Genomic DNA, 15,029 nt, shown 5'->3' on the forward strand with positions numbered 1-15,029 from the left:
GGGCATAATTTTAATCTCAGTTACAGGTTAAATCTTTGCTTCAGCTCATCAATTTCCTGGCGCTGGAACGCATCAAAACGTTCTCTCGGTTGTTGGGCCTTAACCATGTTCAGTAAAGGATCCTGAACTTTAGTGCGGATGCCGCTCAATTCTTCCAGCACGGCCAAGCCACAGAACGGCACATAGAGTTCGGAATAACCACCTTCATGTACGACAACCAGCTTGCCATCGCATAATTCATCTGCTGCTTGCTGTATTTTACGCGTCATTTCCCGGAAACTCTCACTATGGAGCTGCATTCTGGCAAGTGGATCGAAGGAGTTGGCATCATATCCACAGGCGACAATAATCAATTCGGGTTGATAACGCTGTAATGCGGGAAGAACGATTTGATCCATAGCATACATGTAACTATTGTGCCCGGTTCCTGCCATGAGTGGAATGTTGATATTGAAGCCTTCTCCTTTACCTGCACCGATATCATCTTCACCACTGTACCCTTCGGGGTAACAACCATCCTGATGCAATGAAATTGTCAAAACATCATCACGTTCCCAAAAGATATGTTGTGTTCCGTTACCGTGATGGACATCCCAGTCAACGACTGCGACCCGGCCAAGCCCAAACTGCTTTTTGGCCCGCTCAATGGCAAGGGAGATATTGGCAAGGTAACAAAATCCCATGGCTTTATCTGGTAGACAGTGGTGTCCGGGCGGACGGGACAGGCTATAAGCGTTGTCCAGTTTGCCATGCAGAACGGCTTCCACTGCCGCACAGGCTAATCCGGCAGATAATTTGGCGATTTCATAACTGCCTGGTCCTACAGAGGCTTCAGAGCCAAGCATACCTGTACCACCATCGCTCAGCGATTTAAAATTCTGTAAATACGCTTCTGGATGGATAAGTCTTAAGGTTTTTTCATCAATAGGATCAGCCCCTAACAGTTGTAATGAGCGGCTTAAACCAGAAACATCCATTAAATTTTTCATTCTGCGCTTAGTTTCTGGTGACTCGGCATGACCCGCTCCGGATGGTGGTTGTACCCATCCGCCAACTGGAAGCGTTACGACATGTTGTAATCCGGTCGTGTGCCAGAAACAGCTTTCATCAAAGAAAAAACCTGTTTTGCGTAACATATTGTATCCTCTTTAGCTGACTAATATGAAAATAAAAAATTTATTATTGCTATACCAATCAAACAGATAAAACAAGTGTTATTTTTACAATGCATTGATAGCTACTATTACATATAGAAAAATAATAAATCTATGGTAGAACTGTGAATTTAATAGCTACTAAAATAATTATTTTTGATTGATAGATATCATGATTAATGAGCAATTGAGAAATACCAGGATAATTAATTGGATAGGATTTATGACCCTGTAAAGAAAATCTCCTCCCGGTGTTGCTTTCTGCTACAATTTCATCCCTCGATCTTTCATCCTGACATAATCTTCAAAACAGTATGCGATTAAATCCTAGCCAACAACAAGCGGTTGAGTTTGTAACAGGGCCTTGTTTGGTTCTGGCGGGTGCAGGCTCCGGTAAGACCAGAGTTATCACCAATAAAATAGCCTACCTGATCCGCACTTGTGGTTATCAAGCCCGTCATATTGCGGCTGTGACTTTCACCAATAAGGCGGCACGCGAAATGAAAGAGCGTGTAGCACAAACATTGGGTCGTAAGGAAACTAAGGGATTAATGATCTCAACATTCCATACGTTAGGGCTGGAGATCGTCAAGCGTGAATACAAAGCACTTGGAATGAAGAGTAACTTTTCTCTGTTCGATGATCAGGATCAAATGGCATTGTTGAAAGATCTGACAGCGGATTTATTAGAAGAAGATAAGGATCTGCTGCAAAAACTGATCTCAAATATCTCCAACTGGAAGAATGACCTGATATCACCGGAACAGGTGATAAGACAAGCTCGTTCAGCGCAGGAACATCAGTTTGCGGAGTGCTATCGCCGTTACGACTTACATCTGAACAGTTGTAATGTTCTTGATTTTGATGATCTGATTACCAAACCAACCTTGTTGTTAATGTGGGACGAAGAGGTCAGGGAGCGTTGGCAAAACAGAATTCGTTACTTGTTGGTGGATGAATATCAGGATACCAATACCAGTCAGTATCAACTGGTGAAGTTACTGGTAGGCAACCGGGCGCGTTTTACCGTTGTCGGTGATGATGACCAGTCAATTTATTCATGGCGCGGTGCTCGCCCGCAAAACTTGATCCTGTTAAAGGAAGATTTTCCACAGCTCAATGTGATCAAGCTGGAGCAGAATTATCGCTCATCAGGGAGAATACTGAAATCGGCAAATATCCTGATTGAGAATAATCACCATGTATTTGAGAAGAAACTTTTTTCTGAACTCGGTTATGGCGATCCTCTACGTGTGATCGAAGCAAATAATGAAGATCATGAAGCTGAGCGCGTCGTAGGGGAACTGATCGCCCACCACTTTATCAATAAAACCGAGTATAAAGATTACGCTATTTTATACCGTGGTAATCATCAATCCCGTATCTTTGAAAAGATGTTGATGCAAAACCGTATTCCTTACCGTATTTCTGGTGGAACGTCGTTTTTTTTCCCGGCCGGAAATTAAGGATTTGCTCTCTTATCTGCGAGTAATGACGAATCCTGATGATGACAGTGCATTTTTACGGATCGTCAATACACCACGCCGGGAAATAGGGTCAGTGACGATTCAGAAATTGGGAGAATGGGCAAGGCAGCGTAACAAAAGCTTGTATCATGCCAGCTTCGACCTTGGTTTGGAACAGAATTTGTCCGGTCGCGGATTGGCTGCTCTACAGCGTTTTACCCATTGGATGGATGAAATTTCCCGTCAAGCAGAGAGTGAACCATTACTGGCTGTAAGGGATTTATTGCACGGTATGGATTATGAAAGTTGGCTGTATGAGAACTCCCCCAGTCCCAAAGCTGCTGAAATGAGGATGAAAAATGTCAATCAGCTTTTCACCTGGATGAGTGAAATGCTTGAAGGCGATGATCTGAATGAACCCATGACACTCTCTCAGGTTGTGGCTCGCTTTACTTTACGGGATATGCTGGAGCGTGGCGAAGAAGATGAGGAATTGGATCAGGTTCAGCTTATGACGTTGCATGCTTCCAAAGGCTTGGAATTCCCTTATGTTTTTCTGGTAGGAATGGAAGAAGGGTTATTACCACATCAAAGCAGTATTGATGAAGATAATATCGAAGAAGAACGGCGTTTGGCTTATGTCGGTATTACTCGTGCTCAACGGGAACTCTTTTTTACCCTTAGTAAAGAGCGTCGCCAGTATGGGGAACTTATCCGCCCTGAACCGAGCCGATTTTTGTTAGAGTTGCCACAAGATGATCTGGATTGGCCGCAAAGTAAGAGAGTCGTCAGTGCAGAAGAACGTATGAAACGGGGGCAATCACGTCTTGCCGATATCAAATCCCGTTTTGGCCTTGGGCAAAAAAATGGTAGTAACTAAGCAGGTTAATATCTTTACCCCAGTTTCATCACCAGTGATGTAGCTGGGGAGCCTTTCCTTCGTTTTTTCTTATAATTTAAGAATTATTAGAATGAATAATTATCCTAACTTGTAATTATTCAATAGCTTTCTCTTCAATAATTAGTGGCCGTTGAATATAACTTTGCCACTTGACTTCTTGATGTAATGTTTCGGCACTGAGTGGGTGTTGTGTTTGCCATTGATGAGGGAGAGTAATAGTAAGTATGTCATTTTCTGCCCGCAAACGCAGAGGTGCTAAAGAATCATCCCGTCGATGGCTGGCAAAGATAATGGCAAGGCGCAGTAAACGGCATAACCGCAGTGCCAGTAATGCTGGTAACGCATTTTGTTGACTTAATGATGCCAGATTGATGGATCCACTTTGATTTTTCAACAATGTCGCTAGTAAGCGTTTTTGAGCAGGAGTATAGCCGGGTAGGTCTAAATGGCTGATCAGATAAGCAGAATGGGCTGGCCCTTGGCGAAAATCGATACACAAGCCGATTTTATGGAGCAAACAAGCGCTGACTAACAGTTCCCGACATCGCTCATCCAACTCCCACGTTTTAGCGATTTGTTGAAAAAGATACTCTGCCAGTTGTCTGACTCGCTGTGCTTGTTCAGTATCGACCTGAAAACGTTGTTGAATATCTTGCAAGGTTCTGGCACGGATATCTCGCTCGACAGGTAGTTCCAGCATGCCATAAACCAGCCCCTCACGCAGCGCACCTCCTGCCAGAGTCATACTTTTGATACCCAAGGCCTGAAAGATAGCAATCAGGATTGCCAAACCGCTTGGAAAAACCAATGCTCGCTCTAGTGTCAGGCCATCTATCTCCAGCTCTTCCAGTTTTCCGCATTCAATCGCCTTAGATTTAAGCTGTTGCAATTTGGACAGGGTGATAAGCTCATCCATACCTTGGGCAATCATGATCTCCTGAAGAGCTTGCACTGTACCCGATGCTCCGACACAAATCTGCCAGCCTTGTTCCAGAAGTGTTGTGATAACAGGAGCAAGGATATGGTGAGCGGCCGTTTCTGCTTTAGCAAAGTTCTCTTCTGTCAGACTGCGATCATTGAAATAGCGTTCGAGCCAGGTAACACAGCCCATTTCAAGGCTGAATAACTGTGTAGCCTTTGCACCAGTACCCGTGACGAGTTCTGTACTGCCGCCGCCAATATCCACCACGAGACGTTTTTCCGGCCCGCCTGTAGTATGGGCAACCCCTTGATAAATCAGCCGAGCTTCTTCTTCACCTTTGATGACTTTAACCGGAGTACCTAATATTTTAGAGGCTTTGCCAATAAATTCATCGGAATTTTCGGCAAGTCGCAATGTTGCTGTAGCGACAATGCGGATCTGTGGAGCAGGGATATCCTGCAAATATTCTGCAAAAAGGCGAAGACATTGCCATCCCCGCTCCATTGCCTGCTGTGATAAATGGTTATTTTTATCCAACCCAGCGGCCAGCCTGACTTTACGTTTAATGCGGGCGACCACTTGAATACTATCGGATACTCTGCGGACAACCAGCATATGAAAACTGTTTGAGCCTAAATCGATAGCGGCATAGAGCGAAGAAGAACTCAGCATTTTGTTATTCCAGAATTATATTAATCAGCCTGAACATTACGGTTACGAATTGCGTTTACGATTACGAACAGTATTACCACGGCGCGTCATATTGGTACGGCGCGGATGCCCTCCTGAGCGTGCGCGATTGTGGCGTTTGGGCACTGGTAAATCTTTCAGTAATGCATCGCTGTTATATTTGCTCACAGGGATCTGATGCTGGATATATTCTTCAATGGCTGGCAGATTCAGCGCATATTCTTCACAGGCCAGACTGATTGAATGGCCGCTTTCGCCGGCACGGCCAGTTCGGCCAATACGATGGACGTAATCTTCACAGTCATCCGGTAAATCATAGTTAAACACGTGTGTTACGGAAGGAATATGCAGCCCACGTGCAGCAACATCGGTAGCGACCAAAATATCCAGATTGCCCAGACTGAATTCTTCCAATATGCGCAGGCGTTTTTTCTGTGCTACATCACCGGTCAGCAGACCGACACGATGTCCATCGGCAGCCAGATGAGCCCAGACATCTTCGCAACGGTGTTTGGTATTCGCGAAAATAATGCAGCGGTCGGGCCACTCTTCTTCCAATAAAGTCTGTAACAGACGCATTTTTTCTTCATTAGAAGGATAAAAAAGCTCTTCCCGGATGCGGTGCCCTGTTTTCTGCAATGGTTCCACTTCCACATATTCAGGATTATTCATCTGTTCGAAGGCCAGTTCACGCACCCGATAAGATAAGGTGGCGGAGAACAGCAGATTCATACGTTCAGTTGCAGTAGGCATCCGACGGAATAACCAACGGATGTCCTTTATAAAACCAAGATCGTACATACGATCGGCTTCATCCAGTACAACAACTTGAACAGCACCGAGATTGATATACCCCTGCTTGGCGTAATCAATAAGACGACCTGTTGTGCCAATGACAATATCAACGCCAGATTCCAGCACCTTTAGCTGTTTATCATAGCCATCTCCACCGTAGGCCAGACCCATTTTTAACCCTGTGACTTCAGCTAGTTCTCCTGCGTCAGAATAGATCTGAACGGCCAGCTCACGGGTCGGAGCCATAATCAACGCTCTTGGTTGATTGGTTTTATGCTCCGCCTTGGCGGGATGAGTCAGTAAATAATGAAAAGTAGACGCCAGAAATGCGAGCGTCTTGCCCGTTCCGGTTTGTGCTTGCCCCGCAACATCTTGGCCTTCGACAGTAAAAGGCAATGTTAGCGCCTGTATCGGTGTACAGTTGGAAAACCCCTTTTTATTAAGGGCTTCAATGACCTTGGGGTGCAATGCGAAGTCGGAAAACTTCTTTTCTGTCAAATGTGTTTTGCTCATAGTGTGGTAGAATATCAGCTAACTGTTGCTTTAAGAAAGTGTATCCGCTGAAATAAAGACACCTTATATTGGTTAATGTACACTGATAACGTAAAAGATTTTACTTTGGAGTCCAAATAATGAGTGAAAAGATTGTGAATGCTGGTGTTATTCATCTGGCTGACAGTGACTTTAATGGAGATAAACTAAAATTAGAAGGTGTCGTCTTGGTTGATTTCTGGGCTGAATGGTGTGGCCCTTGTAAAATGGTTGCGCCTATTCTGGATGAAATCGCTGTTGAGTACACAGGTAAACTGACCGTTGCTAAATTGAATGTTGATGATCATACCGAAACTGCACCGAAATTCGGTATTCGTGGTATTCCGACGATGATTTTGTTCAAAGACGGCGAAAAAGTTGCGGTGAAAGTGGGAGCTTTGTCAAAAACTCAACTGAAAGAATTTTTGGAACCACACTTCTAATTTAGAGTTAGCTCACAGTAATTATGGGCGTTTAGCAGATAAAGCGATTTATCTTATTGACAGCTAGACGTCCGCAACGAAGCATGGTAAGTTAGCTGCCACGTGCTTATATGAAACATGCATTAGAAAGATTTTCATAATTTATATGAAGAATTGACACCAGGCATGTTACATACTAAACAATCTATAGTGTCTGATAAATCTGTTATCTCTGGATCACCTTGAAATATCTGATAGCATATCGTATTTAGTAGAGTATCTGAAAGCATATATAGTGAGCCATTCAGTATATAGCTTGGTGCTGAAGACGTCTTTATGCTGTACATCCCGATGATGTTTTCGTACTGGGCGTTTTATGTCGAGGTCTTCTTTTACTGAATTTTTTTGCTGAGATAGTGTTTACTAAGACAATATTGTTAAACAGTATTTGCTGAAACAGTATTTACACTGAGATAGCTTTTGTATTGAGATTAATCACATTTCGTTATTGTCATCTCGGTTGTATTTTAACAGTTTGTTAGCCTTATTTTGAAATCAATTAGTGTACTTTAGACTATTGCCTTGTAATATAAATTAATATGTTAAAAGGTTGTATTTGTTTTGGGTACAAATAAACAGGCACCGATAACGCTGCCATACCATTCACGTTCATAGTTCGAGATATACCCCGAGTTAAAGAACCCACCATTATGAATCTTACCGAATTAAAGAATACGCCGGTATCAGAGTTGATCACTCTCGGCGAAAATATGGGGCTGGAAAACCTGGCTCGTATGCGCAAACAAGACATTATCTTCTCTATCCTCAAACAGCATGCGAAGAGTGGAGAAGATATTTTCGGCGATGGTGTGCTGGAGATATTGCAGGATGGATTCGGCTTCCTCCGTTCAGCAGACAGCTCCTACCTTGCAGGTCCCGATGATATCTACGTTTCTCCTAGTCAAATTCGCCGTTTTAATCTCCGTACCGGTGACACCATTTCAGGTAAAATCCGCCCACCAAAAGAAGGTGAACGTTATTTTGCTCTGCTGAAAGTTAATGAAGTTAACTTCGATAAACCTGAGAATGCCCGTAGTAAGATCCTGTTTGAGAACTTGACTCCTCTCCATGCTAACAGTCGGTTACGTATGGAACGTGGTAATGGTTCTACTGAAGATTTGACTGCCCGAGTTCTGGATTTGGCGGCACCTATTGGTCGTGGGCAGCGTGGTCTGATTGTTGCTCCACCAAAAGCAGGCAAGACCATGTTGCTGCAAAACATCGCTGCTAATATTGCCCACAATCATCCAGATTGTGTGTTGATGGTGTTGCTGATCGATGAACGTCCGGAAGAAGTCACCGAGATGCAGCGTCTGGTAAAAGGTGAAGTTATCGCTTCTACTTTTGATGAGCCTGCTTCCCGCCACGTTCAAGTGGCTGAAATGGTGATCGAAAAAGCAAAACGTCTGGTTGAACACAAAAAAGACGTTATTATCCTGTTAGATTCCATAACCCGCCTGGCTCGTGCCTATAACACCGTTGTTCCTGCTTCCGGTAAGGTATTAACCGGTGGTGTGGATGCAAACGCGCTGCATCGTCCAAAACGCTTCTTCGGTGCGGCACGTAATGTTGAAGAAGGTGGTAGCTTGACCATCATCGCGACAGCGCTGGTTGATACCGGTTCTAAGATGGATGAGGTTATTTACGAAGAATTTAAAGGTACAGGTAACATGGAGTTACACCTGTCCCGTAAGATTGCGGAAAAACGTGTTTTCCCTGCTATCGACTACAATCGCTCCGGTACACGTAAAGAAGAGTTGCTCACTGCGCAAGACGAATTACAGAAAATGTGGATATTGCGCAAAATTATTCATCCGATGGGTGAAATTGATGCAATGGAATTCCTTATCAACAAGCTGGCTATGACAAAAACAAACGAAGAATTCTTCGACTTTATGAAACGTTCGTAGTCTGTAAACAAAAATTCGCACTCCATAAATAAAAAATAGTTAAGCGATCACTTCTCCAAAACGCCACTTTTTGTGGCGTTTTTTATTAATAGTTTAATTTAATCGCAAAGATGGCATGTATTTTGCTTTTCTATTTTTAGGTACGTGTTCCCTGACGGTGCTTCATAGATATTCCGCAAATAATGATTGATCACGATCTATGACTGGCTTTACCAATGTGTAAATTTCCTACATTGTAGGCATCTTTTTGTTGACTAGATACTTATTGAGTGAGTTTGATGTTAAAGGAAATATAAGAGGTCAATGAATACTAGATGACCTATTGTTATTTTTGCAGAGAGTTATTATTGTGAATATTCCCAGCATAGCTGCCGAAATCTTATGCGTATTTATATTTTCATTTATATTTTTGTTTGTGGCGCGTAAGTTAGCACAGCAGATCGGACTTGTTGATAAGCCTAATTATCGTAAATGTCATCATGGAGTAATACCTCTGGTAGGGGGAATATCTATCTTTTTTGGGGTTTGTTTTGGTTTTGCCATAACAAAAGAATTTATCCCTCATAAATGGGTGTACTTATCTTGTGCGGGGGCATTAGTTTTTGTTGGTGCATTGGATGATCGCTTTGATCTTAGTGTAAAAATCCGGGCAACAATCCAAGCTTTAGTAGGCATTAGTATGATGTATTTCTCTGGGCTTAAGTTAGAAAGTTTGGGGGATGCGTTTGGACCATGGGAGATGGTGTTAGGGCCATTTAGCTATGTGGTTACACTGTTTGCGGTTTGGGCTGCCATTAACGCTTTTAACATGATGGATGGTATTGATGGTTTATTGGGAGGATTGTCCTGCGTCTCTTTCGGTGCATTAGGTATTTTGCTTTATGAAAGTGGCAATACTGCTTTGGCATTTTGGTGCTTTGCGTTTATAGCTGGGATATTGCCTTATATTTTTCTTAATCTGGGCCTGCTTGGTAAACGCTTCAAAGTCTTTATGGGGGACGCCGGAAGTACACTGATTGGTTTCACCATCATCTGGCTGTTGACTGAGGTGTCTCAAGGGGAAAATCGTTCTATTAACCCGGTGACAGCATTATGGATCATTGCTATCCCATTGATGGATATGGTTGCGATTATGTACCGCCGACTGCGCAAGGGCATGAGTCCATTTTCACCGGATCGTCAGCATATTCATCACTTGATCATGCGCTCAGGTTTTACTTCCCGTCAGGCATTCGTCTTAATTACCGTGGCGGCAGCTTTGCTGGCTGGAGTGGGCATTATAGGTGAAAGGTTAAGTTTTGTGCCTGAATGGGTAATGTTGGCATTATTTTTGCTTGCATTCATATTGTATGGTTGTTGCATCAAAAGAGCATGGCGGGTCGCTCGTTTTATCAAACGGTGCAAACGTCGGATGCGTCGGGTTGCAAGCCATCATTAAAAAATAATCGGCTTATCAAAGAGGTTTGGCGCAGTGAAAAACTCAGAAACGAAATCTAATCAGGATCAGGCGGCTATAGAGCATGAACTGGATATTCGTGCACTATGTTATGCTCTGTGGCGTGGAAAGATATGGATTATCGCACTGGCAATTATTTTCGCTGCTGTCGCTCTGGCTGCATCGTATCTGATGCAGCAAAAATGGAGTGCAACCGCTATTGTAGATTTACCGACGACGAATAATTTGGGGAGCTATTATTCACAACAGCAATTTCTGCGCAATTTAGATACTCACATCAATGCTTCGCCGGAAGCTCAGTTACCGACTATTCCCGACGGTGCATATAAAGAGTTCATGACGCAAGTTGAGGCATATGATACCCGTCGTGAATTCTGGCTTCATTCCAATTATTATAAACAGCGCCGAGATGGCAATAGTAGAGCGGATGCCGTGTTACTGGAAGAATTGATTAACAATATTCAGGTGACACGCCGTAATGAGAAAAATGTGCAGAATGAACACATTAAATTAACGGCAGAAACAGCAATAGAAGCCAACCGACTGCTGCGGGAATATATTGCTTTTGCTAATCACCGCGCAAGCACCCACCTGAACAATGAAATTAAAGGTGCATGGGCTACACGTACTCAATCAATGAAAGCATTGGTCAAACGACAAGAAATGGTGGCCAAAGCAATGTATAACCGTGAGTTGAATGTCTTGCAGCAATCATTGAAGGTTGCTGAAAAACAGGGCATTCAGCGTAATCAGACGAACATTCCTCTTGATGAACTGCCTGAATCCAAAATGTTCATGTTGGGAGTACCATTGCTGCAAGCCCAGATTGAAACTTTGCAAGCTACAGGCCCCAATTACAGCATCGATTATGATCAAAATATAGCAATGTTAGCGACATTAAATGTTGGCCCTACTTTGCAGAATATTTTTCAGACCTACCGTTATCTCAGAACACCTGAAGAACCTGTCAACAGGGACAGTCCTCGCCGTGCATTTATGATGATTCTGTGGGGAGCTATCGGTATGTTGGTGGGTGCTGGAGCCGCGTTAGCGAGACGTTCGCGCACATAATTTTATGTATATGATAACTATGTGAATTTCATTTATCGCAAGAAAAAATGAATGACTGTTTCAGATGGTCTGTATTTTGTATACATATATATTGGAAGCAGGGATGAAAGTAACCGCAACAAATATCCCTTTGTGGAATGACCAGCGATGATTGACAAAATAAGAGAGCCACTGTGAAAGTGTTGACTGTGTTTGGTACTCGCCCGGAAGCCATCAAAATGGCACCATTGGTACATGCTTTGGCCAGGGATAATGCTTTTGAGGCAAAAGTTTGTGTCACTGCACAGCATAGGGAAATGTTGGATCAAGTACTGCACTTATTCGGGGTCAAGCCGGATTTTGATCTCAATATTATGAAACAAGGGCAGGATCTCACCGATATTACCTGTCGGATACTTGAATCCATGAAGCCTGTATTAAGTGAGTTCAAGCCAGATGTGGTGCTGGTGCATGGTGATACGACAACGACAATGGCAACCAGTCTGGCCGCTTTTTACCAACGTATTCCGGTAGGTCATGTTGAAGCCGGATTAAGAACCGGCGATTTGTACTCTCCGTGGCCGGAAGAGGCCAATCGTAAAATTGCTGGTCATCTGGCGACGTACCATTTCGCGCCGACGGAAAACTCTCGCAACAATCTCTTGCAAGAATCAATTGCAGATAACACTATTTTTGTCACGGGAAATACGGTCATTGATGCTTTGCTTTGGGTACGGGACCGCATTATGAATGATGCAGTGTTGAGTGAGCAATTTGCTGAGCTTTATCCCTTTATTGATCCCAATAAGAAAATGATCCTGGTGACAGGCCATCGCCGTGAGAATTTTGGTGGTGGGTTTGAGCGGATTTGTGAAGCGCTGGCGCAAATTGCCAGAATGCACCCTGATGTGCAGGTCGTTTATCCTGTTCACCTGAATCCTAATGTAGGAGAACCAGTAAAACGCATTCTGCATGATATTGATAATGTTATTCTTATCAATCCACAAGATTATCTGCCATTTGTTTATTTGATGGATCATGCTTATCTGATACTCACCGACTCAGGCGGGATTCAGGAAGAAGCTCCCTCTCTTGGAAAACCCGTACTGGTCATGCGCAATACCACAGAACGACCGGAAGCAATTGATGCTGGTACAGTGCGATTGGTAGGAACAAAAACCCAAACTATCGTTGATGAAGTCACACGTTTATTGACGGATGACTCTGCCTATCAACAGATGAGCCGAGCCCATAATCCTTACGGTGATGGTAAGGCTTGTCAGCGAATTCTGGAAGTATTGAAGAAAAATCAGGTGACATTATGAGCTTTGAAACAATTTCTGTTATCGGTCTTGGTTATATTGGCTTACCTACTGCGGCAGCATTTGCGTCTCGCCAGAAAACGGTTATTGGGGTTGATGTTAATCAACATGCAGTAGAGACGATTAATCGTGGAGAGATCCATATTGTTGAACCTGATTTGGATAAAGTAGTCAAAACCGCTGTTGAAAATGGCTATCTGAAAGCAGTATCTTCTCCTCAACCCGCCGATGCATTTTTAATCGCGGTTCCTACGCCCTTTAAGGAAGCTCACGAGCCTGATATGGCTTATGTTCGTGCGGCGGCAGAATCTATTGCTCCGGTTTTGAAAAAAGGGGATTTGATTATTCTGGAATCAACATCACCTGTTGGTGCGACTGAACAGATGGCGGAATGGCTGGCAGAAGTTCGTCCTGATCTTTTGTTTCCACAGCAGGCAGGGGAAAATTCAGATATTGATATCGCATATTGCCCTGAGCGGGTACTACCGGGGCAGGTCATGGTGGAACTGATAAAAAATGATCGCGTTGTGGGCGGCATGACACCAAAATCGTCTTCCAGAGCAAGCGAACTGTATAAAATTTTCCTTGAAGGCGAATGTGTTATCACCAATGCCAGAACTGCGGAAATGTGTAAGCTGACAGAGAACAGCTTTCGGGATGTCAACATCGCATTTGCTAATGAACTCTCGCTTATCTGTGCCGAACAGGAGATTAATGTCTGGGAATTAATCAGTCTGGCAAATCGGCATCCTCGCGTTAATATCCTGCAACCAGGTCCAGGGGTTGGTGGTCACTGCATCGCCGTAGATCCATGGTTTATTGTGTCACAGAATCCTGCACAATCCCGTTTGATTCATACTGCCCGCCTTGTGAATGATGGCAAGCCACTTTGGGTTGTTGATCAAGTAAAAGCTGCGGTGGCAGACTGTTTAGTTGAAAGTGGCAAACGGGCAAGTGAAATAAAAATCGCCTGTTTTGGTCTGGCATTTAAATCAAATATTGATGATTTACGGGAAAGTCCGGCAGTTCATATCACCAAAATGGTCGCACAGTGGCATGCTGGCACTACTCTCGCAGTTGAGCCGAATATCCATAAACTTCCTCATTCACTAAAGGGGATAGTGGAACTGGCAGATTTGCAACAGGCACTGAAAGAGGCCGACGTTGTGTTAATGCTGGTGGATCACAGCCAGTTTAAGGCCATTAATGGCAATCAAATAAAACAAAAATGGGTTGTTGATACCAAAGGAGTTTGGCGTTGAAACGTATTCTGATTACTGGTGGTGCAGGCTTTATAGGCTCAGCGGTGGTTCGTCATATTATTAATTACACCGAAGACAGCGTCGTTGTTGTCGATAGCCTAACTTATGCTGGCAATCTTGAGTCACTGGCCTCGGTTACCGGGCATCCTCGTTATGCGTTTGAGCGGGTGGATATCCGTCATCGTGATGCTTTAGATCGTATCTTTCAGCAATATCAACCTGATGCAGTGATGCATCTGGCGGCAGAAAGTCATGTTGACCGTTCCATTGATGGGCCTGCGGCTTTTATTGAAACCAATATCATTGGAACTTATACCTTATTAGAAGCTGCCCGAATGTTCTGGCAGCAATTGGATCAGGATAAGCAGGCTGCATTCCGTTTCCACCATATTTCAACCGATGAGGTATATGGTGATTTGCATGGTGATGAGGGCTTTTTCACAGAAACGACACCTTATGCACCGAGCAGTCCTTATTCTGCATCGAAAGCATCCAGTGATCATCTGGTCAGAGCGTGGCGTCGCACCTATGGTTTACCGACAGTGATCACTAATTGTTCAAATAACTACGGGCCTTACCATTTCCCGGAAAAACTGATCCCTTTGATGATTCTGAATGCACTGGCAAGCAAACCTTTGCCCGTTTACGGTAAAGGAGAGCAGATCCGTGATTGGCTGTATGTAGAAGATCATGCACGAGCATTACATCTGGTGGTTACCAGGGCAAGACCTGGTGAAACCTATAATATTGGCGGCCACAATGAGCGCCGGAATATTGATGTTGTGGAAACTATCTGCGAATTACTGGAAGAGTTGTGTCCCGAAAAGCCAACAGGTGTTGCTTTTTATCGTGAGCTTATCACATATGTCACTGACCGTCCCGGACACGATATGCGTTATGCCATTGATGCAACCAAAATTGAGCGCGAATTGGGGTGGACACCACAGGAGACTTTTGAGTCAGGTATTCGTAAAACTGTGCAGTGGTATCTGGAGAATAAGAGTTGGTGGCGTAGTGTTCAGGACGGTTCTTATGCAGGAGAGCGTCTTGGTTTGGTTGATCACTGCGGGAATGAATAAACCCGTCTG

General features: G+C 43.8%; 10 protein-coding genes and 1 pseudogene. 8 read left to right on the top strand and 3 right to left on the bottom strand.

The features are described from left to right. Positions 1-20: 20 nt before the first annotated feature. Complete coding sequence (locus tag BDD26_RS01330) at positions 21-1,136, bottom strand: class II histone deacetylase (RefSeq protein ID WP_038268532.1); 1,116 nt, start codon at positions 1,134-1,136, stop codon at positions 21-23. A 332-nt stretch (positions 1,137-1,468) separates the two neighbouring features. Here BDD26_RS01330 and rep point away from each other — a divergent pair. Next, a pseudogene (gene rep / locus BDD26_RS01335) lies at positions 1,469-3,500 on the top strand (DNA helicase Rep). Positions 3,501-3,615: 115 nt separating this feature from the next. Here the strand turns inward: rep and gppA are convergent. Both gppA and rhlB read right to left on the bottom strand, forming a co-directional pair. Continuing rightward, positions 3,616-5,115, bottom strand: coding sequence for a guanosine-5'-triphosphate,3'-diphosphate diphosphatase (gene gppA / locus BDD26_RS01340; RefSeq protein WP_115825341.1), 1,500 nt, complete (start codon positions 5,113-5,115; stop codon positions 3,616-3,618). A gap of 42 nt (positions 5,116-5,157) precedes the next feature. Beyond that, complete coding sequence (rhlB, locus tag BDD26_RS01345; RefSeq protein ID WP_038268526.1) at positions 5,158-6,441, bottom strand: ATP-dependent RNA helicase RhlB; 1,284 nt, start codon at positions 6,439-6,441, stop codon at positions 5,158-5,160. Positions 6,442-6,560: 119 nt separating this feature from the next. Between rhlB and trxA the strand changes: the two genes are divergently transcribed. The 7 genes from trxA (at position 6,561) to rffG (ending at position 15,020) form a co-directional block, all read left to right on the top strand. Then, a complete protein-coding gene (gene trxA, locus BDD26_RS01350; RefSeq protein ID WP_038268524.1) occupies positions 6,561-6,902 on the top strand; it encodes a thioredoxin TrxA in 342 nt (113 codons plus the stop codon). Positions 6,903-7,591: 689 nt separating this feature from the next. After that, entirely contained in the window at positions 7,592-8,851 is a 1,260-nt protein-coding gene (gene rho, locus BDD26_RS01355; protein ID WP_038268521.1) for a transcription termination factor Rho, read from the top strand. Between the two features lie 349 nt (positions 8,852-9,200). Then, positions 9,201-10,289, top strand: coding sequence for a UDP-N-acetylglucosamine--undecaprenyl-phosphate N-acetylglucosaminephosphotransferase (gene wecA / locus BDD26_RS01360; RefSeq protein ID WP_115827471.1), 1,089 nt, complete (start codon positions 9,201-9,203; stop codon positions 10,287-10,289). A gap of 33 nt (positions 10,290-10,322) precedes the next feature. Beyond that, positions 10,323-11,378, top strand: a complete 1,056-nt coding sequence (wzzE, locus tag BDD26_RS01365) for an ECA polysaccharide chain length modulation protein (protein WP_115825342.1) — start codon at positions 10,323-10,325, stop codon at positions 11,376-11,378. A 173-nt stretch (positions 11,379-11,551) separates the two neighbouring features. Then, positions 11,552-12,682 carry a non-hydrolyzing UDP-N-acetylglucosamine 2-epimerase gene (wecB, locus tag BDD26_RS01370; RefSeq protein WP_038268517.1) on the top strand — a complete coding sequence of 377 codons (1,131 nt, stop codon included), beginning with the start codon at positions 11,552-11,554 and terminating at the stop codon, positions 12,680-12,682. Continuing rightward, positions 12,679-13,941: a UDP-N-acetyl-D-mannosamine dehydrogenase gene (wecC, locus tag BDD26_RS01375; RefSeq protein WP_038268515.1), complete on the top strand. Its 1,263-nt coding sequence runs from the start codon at positions 12,679-12,681 to the stop codon at positions 13,939-13,941. The genes wecB and wecC overlap by 4 nt, the downstream gene beginning before the upstream one ends. Then, positions 13,938-15,020 (top strand): dTDP-glucose 4,6-dehydratase, encoded by a 1,083-nt coding sequence (gene rffG / locus BDD26_RS01380; protein ID WP_115825343.1) that lies wholly within the window; start codon positions 13,938-13,940, stop codon positions 15,018-15,020. The genes wecC and rffG overlap by 4 nt, the downstream gene beginning before the upstream one ends. The last annotated feature ends 9 nt before the right edge of the window (positions 15,021-15,029 follow it).

Source organism: Xenorhabdus cabanillasii, assembly GCF_003386665.1.
Taxonomy (GTDB): domain Bacteria; phylum Pseudomonadota; class Gammaproteobacteria; order Enterobacterales; family Enterobacteriaceae; genus Xenorhabdus; species Xenorhabdus cabanillasii.

Bases quoted from the DNA above. Each gene is read 5' to 3' on its own strand.
- gppA (WP_115825341.1), bottom strand. From the start codon at position 5,115: ATGCTGAGTTCTTCTTCGCTCTATGCCGCTATCGATTTAGGCTCAAAC.
- wecC (WP_038268515.1), top strand. From the start codon at position 12,679: ATGAGCTTTGAAACAATTTCTGTTATCGGTCTTGGTTATATTGGCTTA.
- rhlB (WP_038268526.1), bottom strand. From the start codon at position 6,441: ATGAGCAAAACACATTTGACAGAAAAGAAGTTTTCCGACTTCGCATTG.
- trxA (WP_038268524.1), top strand. From the start codon at position 6,561: ATGAGTGAAAAGATTGTGAATGCTGGTGTTATTCATCTGGCTGACAGT.
- rho (WP_038268521.1), top strand. From the start codon at position 7,592: ATGAATCTTACCGAATTAAAGAATACGCCGGTATCAGAGTTGATCACT.
- BDD26_RS01330 (WP_038268532.1), bottom strand. From the start codon at position 1,136: ATGTTACGCAAAACAGGTTTTTTCTTTGATGAAAGCTGTTTCTGGCAC.